At 72.7% G+C, this 14,037-nt stretch carries 6 protein-coding genes and 2 pseudogenes; 4 read left to right on the top strand and 4 right to left on the bottom strand.

The window, feature by feature from the left end:
* Positions 1 to 6 precede the first annotated feature (6 nt).
* The 3 genes and pseudogenes from ACFCLZ_RS10245 to ACFCLZ_RS10235 form a co-directional block, all read left to right on the top strand.
* Positions 7 to 816 carry a hypothetical protein gene (locus ACFCLZ_RS10245; protein WP_380284511.1) on the top strand — a complete coding sequence of 270 codons (810 nt, stop codon included), beginning with the start codon at positions 7 to 9 and terminating at the stop codon, positions 814 to 816.
* Between the two features lie 410 nt (positions 817 to 1,226).
* Positions 1,227 to 1,847: pseudogene (locus ACFCLZ_RS10240) on the top strand (serine protease); the annotation flags it as partial.
* Positions 1,848 to 2,057: 210 nt separating this feature from the next.
* Positions 2,058 to 2,780 (top strand): annotated as a pseudogene (locus tag ACFCLZ_RS10235) (putative Ig domain-containing protein); the annotation flags it as partial.
* A gap of 456 nt (positions 2,781 to 3,236) precedes the next feature.
* On the opposite strand, the gene ACFCLZ_RS10230 reads toward ACFCLZ_RS10235, so the two are convergent.
* The 3 genes from ACFCLZ_RS10230 to ACFCLZ_RS10220 form a co-directional block, all read right to left on the bottom strand.
* Complete coding sequence (locus tag ACFCLZ_RS10230) at positions 3,237 to 3,704, bottom strand: SitI3 family protein (RefSeq protein ID WP_380284510.1); 468 nt, start codon at positions 3,702 to 3,704, stop codon at positions 3,237 to 3,239.
* Between the two features lie 198 nt (positions 3,705 to 3,902).
* Positions 3,903 to 4,376 carry a hypothetical protein gene (locus tag ACFCLZ_RS10225; RefSeq protein ID WP_380284509.1) on the bottom strand — a complete coding sequence of 158 codons (474 nt, stop codon included), beginning with the start codon at positions 4,374 to 4,376 and terminating at the stop codon, positions 3,903 to 3,905.
* Positions 4,377 to 4,426: 50 nt separating this feature from the next.
* Positions 4,427 to 6,268 carry a CocE/NonD family hydrolase gene (locus ACFCLZ_RS10220; RefSeq protein WP_380284508.1) on the bottom strand — a complete coding sequence of 614 codons (1,842 nt, stop codon included), beginning with the start codon at positions 6,266 to 6,268 and terminating at the stop codon, positions 4,427 to 4,429.
* A gap of 286 nt (positions 6,269 to 6,554) precedes the next feature.
* Between ACFCLZ_RS10220 and ACFCLZ_RS10215 the strand changes: the two genes are divergently transcribed.
* Positions 6,555 to 7,658, top strand: coding sequence for a HoxN/HupN/NixA family nickel/cobalt transporter (locus tag ACFCLZ_RS10215; protein WP_380284507.1), 1,104 nt, complete (start codon positions 6,555 to 6,557; stop codon positions 7,656 to 7,658).
* A gap of 87 nt (positions 7,659 to 7,745) precedes the next feature.
* On the opposite strand, the gene ACFCLZ_RS10210 is transcribed toward ACFCLZ_RS10215, so the two are convergent.
* Positions 7,746 to 13,991: a DNRLRE domain-containing protein gene (locus ACFCLZ_RS10210; protein ID WP_380284506.1), complete on the bottom strand. Its 6,246-nt coding sequence runs from the start codon at positions 13,989 to 13,991 to the stop codon at positions 7,746 to 7,748.
* Positions 13,992 to 14,037: the final 46 nt, after the last annotated feature.

Here is a 14,037-nt window from a genome sequence, read left to right as displayed (position 1 = left end):
CCCGGCATGGCTCCTGAACCGCTCGCCACCCTCACCTTCGCCGCCTGGCGCCGTTTCGACCGCACCGCCGCCAGCCGTCTCGCCGCCCAGGTCGCGGGCAGCGTGGGCGGGCGACTGGACCGCGTCGAGGAGGTCGAGCACCTGGGGGCGCCGCTGCACCGTGTCCTGGTCGAACGCGGCGGGCGGGTGTTCGCGTTGATACCGGGTGGGCGGGTCACCGTCGGGTTCGACGCGGCGAGTTGGCGGCCGTCGGCCGAACTCCTCGCCAGCTACCGGGAGGAGAGCGTCAGCCAGGGCTTCGGCGACGGGGACCTGCACGCCCACCTCGCCCGCGTCCTCAGCCCGCGCCGGACCGTCACCGTGCCGACCCTGCTGATGGCCGTCGAGGACGAGCCGCTGGAGGAGGAGCCCGCCGACATGCCGGCCGTCCTCGCCCACGAGGGCCTGCGCCTGCCCACGCCCGACGAGTGGGAGCACGCCTGCGGGGCCGGAGCCCACACCCTGTTCCGCTGGGGCGACGAGTGCCCGCTCGACCGCATCCCGTACGGCGACACCACCGGCCCGCACACCGGGCCCAACGCCTTCGGCCTGCGCATCGCCCACGACACCTACCGCTCGGAGATCACCAGCGAGCCCGGCTCCATCTACGGCGGCGACGGCGGCGAGTCGGTCTGCGGCGGCTACGGCACCGTCCTCGCCTGGCTGCCCCTCGCCACGTCCAACCGGCACCCGGACCTCGCCGCCATGGTCTTCGACGAGGCCGGCGACTACTGCACCGACGACCTCTCCACCCGCCCCGTCCTCCCCCTCCGCTGAGGGGGGCTGCTCCTCCTGGACCATCCCCGCACGCGCGGGGAGCAGGCATCACGGGTGGGGATGGTGACCACAGCCGTGGGGCCATCCCCGCACGTGCGGGGAGCAGAGTTGCGGACCGGCGGGTCTACACCGGCCAGTGGCTGGTTCGTGCAACTTGTCGAGAGTCGGGCGTATCGGTCTTTCGGGGCGGTGGATCGACCGTCGACGCGCCCAAACGATAGCTGAGTAGCCCTGAAGGCGGGGGAGTCGGCAACAGCCCGTCGGCGCCGGCCCGTCCTCGCTCGTTCAGGCATGCCTGCTCCAACTGACTTTCGTCCACACGGTTGACCAATTGAAGTGGTCATGGCACTTTCGTGCGGCGCGGGCGTCCGCAACCGGTCGTATGCCCCGCATCCCCCACAAGGAGAGCCATGTTCAAGAGACTTACCGCCGCGTCCGCCGCGAGCGCTGTCATAGCCGGGGCCCTGACCTCCCTGGCAGTCGCGCCCGCGCAGGCGGTGCAGGCCGGTGACCTGACGTCCACCATCGCGTTGAGCAACTGCTCCGCCTCGCTGGTGCGTTACCCCTCCTCGGTCGACACCGACCGGGCTCTCATGCTCACCAACGGCCACTGCCTGCCGACCATGCCCCCCGCCGGCCAGGTCATCCAGAACCAGGCCGCCAGCCGCAGCGGCACCCTGCTCAACGCTTCGGGCGGTTCCCTCGGCACCGTGACGGCCGACAAGATCCTCTACGCCACGATGACCGGCACGGACGTCGCGCTGTACCAACTCACCGACACCTTCGGGTCGATCGCCTCCAAGTACGCCGCGACGGCGCTCACCATCAGCGACACCCACCCGGTCGACGGTTCGGCGATGTTCATACCGTCCTCGTACTGGAAGCAGACCTGGAACTGCTCCATCAACGGCTTCGTCGGCACGCTGCGCGAGGACGCGTGGACCTGGCGCGACTCCCTCCGCTACAGCTCCGGCTGCAACACCACGCACGGCACCTCGGGTTCGCCGATCGTCGACGCCGCGACGAAGAAGGTCGTCGGCATCAACAACACCGGCAACGACGACGGCCAGATGTGCACGCTCAACAACCCCTGCGAGGTGGCGGCCGACGGCACCACCACCGCGACCAAGGGCCAGAGTTACGGCCAGGAGACCTACTGGTTCACCACCTGCCTGGGCAACGGGCGCGTCATCGACCTCAACGTCAGCGGTTGCCTGCTGACGAAGCCCGCGGGCAGCGGCTCCGTCTCGGTCGTGAACCCGGGCAACCAGTCGACGGCGGTGGGCGGTTCGGCCGGCCTCCAGATCCAGGCCGGCGGCGGTTCGACGCCGTACACCTACTCGGCCACCGGCCTGCCGGCGGGTCTCTCCATCAACGCCTCCACCGGCGTGATCAGCGGCACCGCGACCACGGCGGGCACGTACAACGTGACCGTCACGGCCAAGGACTCGGCCGCCAGGACGGGCAGCACGAGCTTCACCTGGGTGGTCACCGGCGGCGGTGGCGGCACCTGCACGCCGGCGCAGCTGCTCGGCAACGCGGGCTTCGAGACGGGTACGGCCGCGCCCTGGGCGACCTCCAGTGGCGTGGTCGACAGCTCGTCCTCGCAGGCGCCGCACGGCGGTTCGTGGAAGGCGTGGCTGAACGGCTACGGGTCGACGCACAGCGACACGCTGTCCCAGTCGGTGAGCATCCCGGCGGGCTGCAGGGCGACGCTGAGCTTCTACCTGCACATCGACACCGGTGAGTCCGGCACGACGGCGTACGACAAGCTGTCGGTCCAGGTCAACGGCACCACGCTGAAGACCTACTCGAACGTCGACGCGGCCGCCGGCTACCAGCTGCGGACCTTCGACCTGTCGGCCTACGCGGGCCAGACGGTGACCCTCAAGTTCACCGGCACCGAGGACGCCTCGCTGCAGACCAGCTTCGTGATCGACGACACCTCCATCGCGACCGGCTGACCCGCCGGCTGACCCACCGTCGGCCGCCCGGCCCCCAGCCGGGCGGCCGACGCGCGATGAGCTCGGATAGGGTCTTCAACCGCGCACATCGCGAAGCATCCGCAAAGGCCTGATAGGCCCGACTCACAGCAAGTTGCAGAATCCCGCCCCACCCCCGCATGAACCCGCAGCTCAGCAACTCTGCTCCCCGCACGCGGGGATGGTCCCTACGGCAACTTCTTCCGCGACAGCAACGACCCCTGCTCCCCGCACGCGCGGGGATGGTCCCGGCGCGGTCACCACCGACGTGCGCACCACCGCCTGCTCCCCGCACGCGCGGGGATGGTCCCATGACCGGCAAGTACAAGCTGAACACCGAACACTGCTCCCCGCGCAGGTGGGGATGATCTGGCGGTTCTTCTCGCCGTCCTGGCATGAGAGGCCGGCCGGTGGGTTCGGCGAAGGGGCGTGCCGGGCTCAGGCGTCCGTGTAGGTGTGGGTCCGGCGGTGGTGCGGGAGGTCGGCGAAGGCGGCGAGGCGTCGGTCCGGCCACAGGTCGGCGCGCTCGTGCAGGCTGAGATCGCCGTTGCGGCGCAGGAGCCAGATGGTCTCGCCGTGGTACTTGAGGACGGCGTCGCCGTCGATGCGAGCCAGCAGGCGGGCGACCAGGCGGATGATGTCGTCGTCCTGGCCGGTCATGTCGTCGTTCTTCGCGAGGCGGAAGGCGACGGTCACGGTGGCCGTGATGCCGAGGTCGGTGACGTCCGGGGACCAGGGCCGGGGGTTGGCGTCCACAGCCCGGATCCAGGTGCCGGAGGCGGTCAGGACGCCGTCGTCGAGGAGTTGGGAGACCAGCCCCGGGACGTGTCCGGCGTCGAGGACGGAACGGGCGACGTCCGGCAGCGGTGTGCGCGTCGCGAGGTCGAGGTAGTGGGAGATGGCCACGGGGGATTCTCGCAGGTCGATTCTCACCGGCCGTCACGCACGCCCGGCCGGGGGTGCGACCCGTCGGCGGTTCAGTCGGTCTCCTTGGGGCGGCCGGTGCCCGCGTAGGTGATCCAGGCGATCCGGTCCGGATTGTCGACCAGGTACCGGATCCGCCCGCCGCCGGTGACCTCGTACTGCCGGCGTTCCAACTCCTGCTCACTCGGGAGCTCCGGGTCGGGGCACCGGCCCGAGGTCGCCGTCGGGCTCGCGGGTCAGGGCGGCGTACAGGGCGGGGTCGGCGTGGACCTCGGCCGTGTGTCGCCACTGGGTGAGGAGCAGGGCGATCGGGGCGAGGTTGTCGAGGGCGACCGCACCGCGGGCGACGTTCACCAGTTCACCGAGGAGCTCGTCCACGTCCTCGTCGGGGAGGAACGTCACCCACGGCAGAGCCTCGGGCAGCGCGGCGCGGAGGGCGGCGACGTTCCCGGTCCGCACCAGCCCGCTGAGCAGGCGGGACGTGAAGTCGACGACGGTGGTGTCCTGTTCCAGCTGGTCGACACGCATCAGCGCGAGATCGCCGGCGTCACGGCGGCGGAGCCTGAGCGCGCGCACGGCGTCGAGTCTGCTGGTGGTGGCAGCGGGCCGGTGGAGCAGCTCGCTGAAGGGGATCTCCTCGTAGGCCGCAGTCATGACATCCACAGTAGCTCGGATGTCCTCGTGCGGAAGCGGCTCAGGCCGGGTCACTCGCGGGGGATGCGGTGGCGCCACTCCCTGCTGAAGACGACGTTGCCGGCCTCCTCCGCCCGGAGCTGGGTGTGGGCGAGGAGGTGGGTGGGGTCGCAGCGCAGTTCGGTGCGGGTGTGGACGGTGGCGTCCCAGCCGAGGGCGGGGCGTTCCAGGCGGACGGTGCGGTCGGTGCGGGCGCGGGCGCTGAGGGGGGTGGCGGTGAGGACGCGGTAGGCGGTGACGGTCTGTTCGGCGCGGACCAGGCCGTCGGGGTGGGTGCGGGTGCCGTCGGCGGCGGGGGTGAGCTCGGTGCGCCATTCGCGGCGGCCGATGTCGTGGACGGTGACGCGTTCGGGGCGGGCGGTGAGCGGTTCGGTGAAGTGGAGCGGGGGCGGGAGCGGGAGGGTGGGCGAGCGGAGGGTGAGGTCGTCGGTGTGGGCGGTGGGGCGGCGGACGGGGAGGGTGAGGGTGGACCGGGAGGGGTCGAGGGCGAAGCCGGCCGGTTCGGGGCCGGGCCAGATCCACGGCCAGTAGGTGGAGGAGAGGGCGAGCCGCAGCCGGTGGCCGGTGGGGACGGTGGCGCCGGCCGGGGCGAACGCGACGGTGGCGCCGGTGCCTTCGGGGGTGAGCAGGCCCCGGGTGAGCAGGGTGGAGGTGCCGTCGGGGGCGACGGCGCACAGGCGGGCGGCGATCAGGGCGGGCGGGGCGTCCGGGTGGAGGTGCAGGGCCAGGGACGGCGTGCCGAGCAGGTCCAGCGGCTCGGGCAGCGGGCGCGAGTCGAAGCAGACCGAGCGGCCGTCCTCCTCGCGCTGGTCGGGCGGCTGGTCGGCGGGGCGGCCGAGCGGGACGTGGGCGCCGGCGTCGAGGCCGGTGTGCTGCGGCGAGCGGACGTGCACCCAGCGGTCCTCGGAGGCGGTGCCGGCGGTGCGCAGCGGGCCGTCGAGGCCGTAGTGGACCTCGCGGACGTCGGGCGAGGGCCAGGTGTCGTCGCCGGTCCACCGGCCGCCGCGCCAGCTCCGCAGGGCGGGTGCGGCGAGGGCGCCGGCGTCGATGTCGCGCAGCCAGTGGTCGTACCAGCGCAGGGCCTCGGGGAGGAGTTCGTCGGGCAGGCCGTGCGGCCAGGGGCCGAGGACGGCGCGCACCGCGGGCCCGGTGGTGCCGGCGAGGGCGAGGACGGCGGCGGCGGACGGGTCGGACCAGCCGGCGACGACCAGGGTGGGGACGGCGGCGGCCGGTGCGGGGGCGGGGGCGGCGGTGAGCCAGTCGGCGAGCGGCGGTTCGAGGGCGTCGAGCCGGGCCAGCCACATCGCCCGCCAGTCGTCGCCGACGTACTGCGGGTCCGGTGGGCGGGCCGCGTCGGCGAGCCGGTCGGTGGCGCGGGTGTGGCCGTCGGCGGCGAGGACGGCGCCGCCGAGGCGGTGCGGGCCGTCGGGGCAGGCGACGACCGCGGCGTGGACGGCGTCCGGGGCGAGGGCGGCCAGGCGCAGGGCGGTCTCCCCGGCGGCGCCGGTGCCGAGCAGGCCGACCCGGCCGCTGCACCAGGGCAGGGCGGCGAGCCGGCGGACGACCTCGGCGCCGTCGGCGGCGAGGCTCTCGGCGGACGACGGGACGCCGCCGGAGTTGCCGTGGCCGCGGGCGTCGACCCGGACGGCGGCGTGGCCGTGGCCGGCGATCCAGGGGTGGCGGCGGGCGTCGTCGGTGGCGGTCCAGTCGGTGAGGCGGCCGGTGGAGTACTCCAGCACGACGGGGACGGGCTCGTCGGTCACCGGGCGCCAGAGGCGGGCGAACAGCTCGGTGCCGTCGGGGAGGGGGACGCGCAGGTCCTCGCGGGTGGTGCGGTAGGGGTACGAGGGCATGGCCGCTCCATCGGGTCCCGGTCGGTGCGCATCGGTGCGGATCATTCCGACAGTAGGGGAGGAAGCGGGCGCGCGCCCGGCGAAGGAGCGGCCGGGCGCGCGGCGGCGCCGGGAGGGCCGTCAGGCCTTGCCCGGCTCCCGTCATCCTCCCGTTCGTCCGCGACCTGGTGACCAGGTTGTAATTGCGAATGACTTGCAACTAATTGCGACAAGAAGGAAAGATGGCCCAGCTCCGCGGGCCGGACAGGACCCCCGGAGCTTCGACGGCCTCATGAAAGGACCCCCGATGACCGGCCCCCGCTGGCGCGACCGGCTCACCCGTGAGGAGTGGATCCGCCTCGCAGGCATGGGCGGCTTCATCCTCGCCCTGCACGTGATCGGCTGGTTCACCCTGCTCGCGCTCGTCGTGCCCGAGCACTACGACGTCGGCGGCCAGGTCTTCGGTGCCGGCATGGGCCTCACCGCGTACACCCTCGGCATGCGGCACGCCTTCGACGCCGACCACATCGCGGCCATCGACAACACCACCCGCAAGCTGATGGGCCAGGGCAAGCGGCCGCTGTCGGTCGGCTTCTGGTTCTCGCTCGGCCACTCGTCGATCGTCTTCGGCCTCTGCGCGCTGCTCGCCTTCGGCATCCGCTCGCTCGCCGGGCAGATCGAGTCGGACGACTCCACCCTGCACGAGACCACCGGCCTGATCGGCGTCGCCGTCTCCGGCACCTTCCTGCTCGCCCTCGGCCTGATCAACCTGGGCGCGTTCAACGGCATCCTCAAGGTCTTCCGCCGGATGCGCGAGGGCGAGTTCGACGAGGCGGAGCTGGAGGCGCAGCTGGAGAAGCGCGGCTTCATGAACCGCATCCTCGGCCGGGTGACCAAGGCCGTCACCAAGCCCTGGCACATGTACCCGGTCGGCCTGCTGTTCGGCCTGGGCTTCGACACCGCCACCGAGGTGTCGCTGCTGGTGCTGGCCGGCGGCGCGGCGGCGTTCCAGCTGCCCTGGTACGCGCTGCTGGTGCTGCCGGTCCTGTTCGCCGCCGGGATGAGCCTGCTGGACACCATCGACGGCTCGTTCATGAACTTCGCCTACGAGTGGGCGTTCTCCAAGCCGGTCCGCAAGATCTACTACAACCTCACCGTCACCGGCCTCTCCGTGCTGGTCGCCCTGGTCATCGGCTCGATCGAGCTGATCGGGCTGCTCGGCGAGAAGCTGGACGTCACCAGCGGGCCGGTCGCCTGGATCGGCGAGCTGAACCTCGACCTCGTCGGCTACGCGATCGTCGGCCTCTTCGTGCTCACCTGGGCGGCGGCGATCGCCTACTGGAAGTTCGGCAAGGTCGAGGAGAAGTGGTCCGCCGGGCTCACCGCCGCGGCGGCCGACAAGGGCGAGTAGCGCCGCCGGCGGGAACGGCGAACCGGCCGGGCCCGGGGGAAGGATCCCCCGGGCCCGGCCTTGTCCGTTCCGCCTCGGCGGGTCAGGTCAGCAGGACGAGACCCAGGTCTCGCCGAGACCCAGCGTGAGGCCGCGGGCCTCGAACTTCACGGCGACGCACTTCTTGTAGTGGTTCGCCTTCGCCGCGGTCTTCTGGATCCAGCCGAGCTTGGCCGCCGTCACCACGCCGAGGGCGGCGCCGACCGGGCCGAACAGGGCCATGGCCGCCGCGAGGGGGCCCCAGAAGTAGTGGGCGCTGCGGCCGATCTTGGCGGTGTACGAGCGGTTGAAGACCAGCTTCAGGCCCAGCTTGTACTTCAGGCCGCCCCAGCCGATGCTGGCGCTGACGTACGCGGTCGCCCGGCCCCAGGAGTAGTAGCGGGTCTTGGACCAGCTCCAGCGACCGTCGAGGTCGAACATGTTGACCGGGTCGGTGGGGTAGGCGTACGCGTTGGCGTTGCCGCCGAGCAGCGCGTCCGTCTGCAGGAACCGGCCGAGGGTCGGGTCGTACAGGCGCGAGCCCATCAGGACGACGCCGCTGAGGGTGGCGCTGTCGCGCTGCTGGCCGCCGACCCAGCCGTAGCCGGTGGCCGGGGTGGCCGGGGTGCTCAGGCCGGCCAGCAGGTTGCCGTACTCGTCGTAGGCGCGGACCACGACCGACTCGGCCGGGTCGAGCGGCAGCTGGACCGACACGTCGCCGTGCAGGTTGGTCAGCTGGAGGACGGTGGCGCCGGTGGCTCCGGTGACGGCGCTCAGGGTCTCGGTGAGGTCGGTGACGAGTCGGACGACCTCGCCGCCGTCGCCCGTGCTCCAGGTCGGGCTGTCACAGGCGCAGCCGTAGTGGTTGACGGCGCCGGAGGTGGTGCTCCAGGTGCCGTCGCCGGCCTGGGTCTCGCCGGTGCGGGAGGCCAGGCGGCCGGCCGCGTCGAGCGCCCAGGTGTTGCGCTGGGTGCCGAGGGTCTCGCTGCGGACCAGGCCGGTGGCGTAGTAGCCGAACTGGGCGCCGTTCTTCGGGTGCGTGGTGATCCGGCCGAAGGCGTCGTAGCCGGCGCCCTTGAGCCGGTCGGCCGAGTCGTGGTCGGACGACACCATCGTGCTGGTGATGTCGTTGGTGGCCGGGTCGCAGTCCTCCGTGGTGGTGGTCAGCGAGGTGCGGTTGCCGTTCTTGTCGAAGGCGTAGCCGCGGGTGGTGCAGCCGCTCGGGGTCCTGTCGGCGGCCTTGGTGAGGCGGCCGAAGGCGTCGTAGGTGAAGGCGCTCTCCACGGCGCTGCCGGCGCTCTGGGTGTGCCCGGCCTGCTGGCCGTGGACGTTGTAGTCCGCGAGGTCGGCGAGGACGACGGTGCCGTCGGCGGCGGTGTACACCTTGCCGGTCAGCACGCCCTGCGGGTTGTAGGTGTTGGTGAGGACGTAGCCGCCGGGCAGGGTCTGCCGGGCGATCCGGCCGTCGGCGTCGTACTCGGCGCTGTGGGTGCCGGCGACCGAGTCGGTGGTCGACTGCGGGCGGCCGGCGGAGTCGTAGGTGTAGGTGGTGGTGGACGGCGAGGAGTCGGACTCCTTGACGATCCGGTTGGCGACGTCGTACTCGGTGGTGGTGACGTTGCCGGCGCCGTCGTTGTAGCTGACGGGGCGGCCGAGCCTGTCGTAGCCGGTGGTGACGGTGGAGGTGCCGTTGGACACCGAGACGGCCCGGCCGGTGGCGGCGTCGTAGGTCGTCGTGGCGTCCGGGACGGCGGTGCCGGTGCCACCGGTGACGGCGGTCTTCACCGGTCGTCCGGCGGCGTCGTAGGTCGTGGTGGTGGTGCGGGTGACGCCGTTGGCGGTCTCCCTGACGACGGCCGGGTTGCCCCAGCGGTCGTACTCGGTGGTCTTCGTCGGGAGCTCCGCCGGGTTGCTGCCGGCGTCGGCGACCGTGGCGGCCGGACCGGTGGCGCAGGGCAGGTCGGCCCACTCGGGGCGGCCCGCGCAGGCGCCGGTGCCGGTGGCGGACCAGTATGCGGTCACCGTGGTGCCGACGTCGTTGCCGTTCGACTTGGGCTGGGTCATCCTGACCGGGCGGCCCTGGGCGTCGTACGTGAGGTTCTTGGTGAGCGCCAGACCGGCCGGGTCCTCGACCACCTTGGTGGTCAGGCCCTTCGTCCAGTCGTAGCCGGTGCTGGTGGTGCGGACGTCGGCGTCGGCCGGGTAGCCGTCGATCCGCGCGCCGATGGCGGCCGTGGTGGGCTGGTTGGCGACCACGGCGTTGGCCGGGCGGCCCTCGTCGTAGGCGGTCACGGTGTGCGTGCGGGCCGGGACCTCGTCGCCGGCCGGGCGGGCCGGGCCGGAGCCGGAGGCGGCCAGGTCGCGCTCCAGCGTCACGACGTGCAGCGGGCCGGTCTGCTCCAGCTGGCGCAGGCCGTCGGCGGAGTGCGTGGAGAGCGTGGACAGCGCCAGGGCGCGGTCGGCGGTGCCGGCCTTGTCGAGGCCGAGCGCCCGCAGCCTGGTGAGCCCGTCACCGGCGCCGGACAGCGCCAGCGCCCGGTTGTCGGCGGTCAGCTCGCGGGTGGTGTTGCCGAGTGCGTCGTACTCGGTGGTGGTCACGCCGCCGGCGGCCGCGGTGTTGACCTGGCGGCCCGAGGCGTTGGTGTAGGTGATGGCGGCCTTGGCGTAGGCGCCCGCGGCGAGGGTCCGGCCGTCGTGGCTGGCCGGAGGCGCGTCGGCGGGGAAGAACGCGGTGGCGTCGGTGGGCGCGTTGGTCTGGCCCCAGGCGGCCACGTCGGCGACGCCCATCGCGTACGGGGCGCCGGTGCCGGTCAGCGGCACGTCGTAGACCAGGTTGGTCGCGGAGGTGCCGTTGGTGACGTCCTTGCTGCCCTGCTGGAGCGAGGGACGCGAGACCGCGAGCAGCATGCCCTCGCCGGCGGTGGCGGCGTTGCCGGCCTTGCCGTAGGTCAGGGTCCAGGGCAGCTCACCGGGCGGGGTGAGGGTGATGACCCGGCCCGCGGCGTCGTAGCTGTAGGTGGTCTTCGGCGACTGGCCGACGCGCGGGTCCCAGACCTCGCGCAGGCGGGTCATGTCGTCGTAGCGGTACTCCGCGATGACGACCGGGGTGGCGACGATGTCCCCCGGGGCGGTGCTCCACAGCCGGATCTGCTTCACCTGGCCGGCGATGTCGCCGACGGCCGCGGTGGTGGCGGTGGTGGTGTCCGCGTAGACGTACTCCAGGACGCGGCAGCCGGCGGTCGACGGGACGGCCGCGCAGTTCGCCGAGGCCGTGGCCGAGGTCGGCGAGACCAGGTACCGCGGGCGGGCCAGCGTCCTGCCGCCGGCCGTGACCTTCTCCGAGACGACCGTCGTGGTGGAGTTGTCCGCCGGCAGGGAGCTGCCGGTGACCTGCCAGGTGGCGGCGGCCGGGTCGACCTTGCCGAAGGTGATGGTCGCACCGGCGGTGGTCTTCAGGGAGAAGGTGCCGGTGAGGGTGCCGGTGAGGGTGTACTCCTCGGCGCCGGGCTCGGGCTTCCAGCCGCCGCCGGCGGTCGCGGTGAAGCCGGTCTCCGCGCCCTCGCCGTTGACCAGGGCGACCGAGGTCGGCGAGGTCTGGCGCAGGTAGGCCCAGTCGGACTGGGTCAGCTCGGTGACGGTGCTGGGGCTCCACTGCGGGCCGAAGATCGCGGCCTGGCCCTCGCGCTCCGCGCCGAGGTTGGGGCGGCGGGAGGAGAACGAGCGCTCGCTGCTCAGCCCGAAGCCGGCGGCGTCGGTCACGGAGAGGCCGAAGTCACCGGTGAGGGTGTTGACCTTGCCCGGCCCGATCTCGGTGTCCGGCGCCGTTCCCGCGCTGCGGTCGACGGTGATGGTGGTCGGCTCGGTGACGGCGACCGAGGTGCCGTCGGTGAACAGCGCCTGGACGTCCACCGGGCCGTCGGCGGTCAGGGTGTCGGTGATGTTCCAGGTCAGCGGGGCCGGCTTGCCGGCCGGGGCGGCGAACGGCCAGCCGGTGACGGCCTTGCCGTCGGTGGTGGTCAGGTTGGCGACCGGCACGTCCTTCCAGGTGTCGGTCTCGCCGCGGCGGTACTGGTAGCGCACCCCGGTGTGGTTGCTGTTGCCCTCGCCCAGCAGCGTGGTGCGACGGGCGGCGCGCTCGCCGGCGCCCGGAGCGGTCAGGGCCGCGCCCTTGCCGGCGTAGAAGGTGTACGTCCGGTCGGCGGAGACGTTGCCCGCGGCGTCCCGGCTGTGCGCGGTGACGGTGTGGGTGCCCGCCTTGAAGGTGAGCTTGGCGGTCACCGGCGTGCCGGTGGTGGCCGCGGTGACCCAGGCGCCGCCGTCCAGCTTGTACTGGACGTCCTTCACGTCGCTGGTCGGCGGGGTGAAGGTGAAGGTGCCGCTGTAGTCGCCGTTGGCGTCCGGGGCGCCCGCCCACTGGCCGGCCGGGAAGTCGCCGGAGGAGACGGTGGTCGCGCCCGGCGCGGTGGTGTCCACGGTGAAGGTGCGGAACGCGGACCAGGCGCTGTTGGCGGTGCCGTCCCAGGAGCGGGAGCGCCACTTGTAGGCGCCGGCCGGCAGCGCGGTGCCCGGGGTCCAGGTGAACGTGGAGCCGGAGGCCGCGTACGCGGTGTGCCCGGACTGGAGCGCCGCGGTGCCGTTGGACGTCCAGACCTCGAAGTCCAGCAGGATGTTCCCGCCGTCGGGGTCGGTCGCCTTCGCCGACAGGGCCGGGGTGGAGTCGCCGGTGAGCGCGCCGTTGGCCGGGGAGACCAGCGTCGAGACGGCCGGGACCGTGTTGTAACTGACCGAGAGGTACGGCGTGTTGGAGGCCGCGTTGCCGGAGTTGAACCGCTTCCAGCCGTACGGGTCGTTCTCGTCGGTGGCCCGGACGCCCAGGGTGTTGTTGGCGTTGCCGTTGTTGGCCCACGCCTGGACCAGCGCGGTGATGTCCTGGTTGACCCAGCCGTCGTTGCAGGAGCTGGAGAAGCCCTTGGTGGCGGTGGAGGAGGCCCACTTCTTGTTCCAGCCGGGCTGCGCCGTCCAGCGGGTGGCGGTGGTGGCGGTGCCGGTGTCCCAGACCTCCCAGCTCTTCGCCGTGCAGGACCAGCTGTGGAAGTTCCACAGGTTGAGCTTGCCGCTGGTGATCTGCTTCCCGCTGATCTTGGCCATCGGGAACTGCAGGAACGAACGCGCCACCTGGCCGGAGCCGTTGTTGCCCAGCTTCAGCTCGGTCTGGGAGGAGACGTCGGTGCCGTAGCCCTCCTGGACGAAGGTGTCGAAGCCGACGCCGATGTTGACCGCCGGGTCGACGGTGACCGGGAAGCGGGTCTTCGGGTCGTTGAGGAACGCCGCGTCCGGGGTGAGCGTGAGGTCGACGGCGTTGCCGTTCTGGGTGACCTTCAGGCCGACCGGGGCGGTGCGGGTGTGCTCGCCGCTGCGCTCGTCGACCTGCGCGTCCCACATCACCGGGGCGGGCAGCTGGCCCTTCTCCTCGCCGGTCGTCGGGTCGAGGAAGGAGACCGAGTTGTCCTCGTTGTGCCGGGCCCGCAGGCCGGCCACGTCCAGGGTCATCGTGACGGTGCCGTTGGCGCCGACCGCCGAGCGGTCCTTGAGCTCCAGGAACTGCTCGAAGCCGGTCCGGGTGGACTCGATGACCAGGTCGGTCGCGGTGAGGGCGTTCTCGTAGCGGGCCTTGGTGCCGTCCACCGTGGGGGCGGGCAGGGTGCCGCGCCAGGACAGCGACATGGCGGTGCCGTTGCCGTTGTCCAGCGAGACCAGCGGGACCGCCGGGGCCTGCTGGTCGCCCGCCGGGGCGCCGGCCGCCTTGAACGTGGACGCGGCGGCGGCCGGGGTGGCGCCGGCCAGCGAGAGGCCGAGCGGGTGGCCCTTGGCCTTGACGGTGCCGTCGGCCTGCTGGGCGAGCGACACGTCGATCGGCTGGAGCTTGCCGTCCTTGTCCTTGTAGCGGATCGGACCGGTGGCCATGTCCAGCGTGGTGGTGCCGTCCGGGTTGATCCAGGTGGTGGTGGACTCGGTGCGCTCGTCCGTCACCTCGATCCGGCGGTTCTCCAGCCGGGCCTTGAGGTGGGCGGTGGCGATGTCCTTGGCCTCGGCGGGGCCGAGCGCCTTCGCCGCCTTGGGGGCGGCGGGCTTGTCGGGGCTGACGGCGACGGCCTGGCCGGTTGTCATGAGGACGGCGCCGGCTTCGGCGGCGAGCACCACGGCGAGCGCGACCGCGGTGTTGCGCAGCACGCCGTTGCGGCGGCGTGACGCGGGGGCGGCTGGCACGGTGTCCCCGGCGCGGGGCCGGGGTGGTGTGCCGGTCGGGTGGGACATGGGGAGCTCCTCGACGGTCTTGGGTGAGGGGGATTCGACATCGACG

Source organism: Kitasatospora purpeofusca, from assembly GCF_042691725.1.
Classification (GTDB): Bacteria; Actinomycetota; Actinomycetes; order Streptomycetales; family Streptomycetaceae; genus Kitasatospora; species Kitasatospora purpeofusca_B.
The sequence above is the reverse complement of the archived record's forward strand: the minus strand, read 5'-3'. Positions and strand labels throughout refer to the sequence as shown.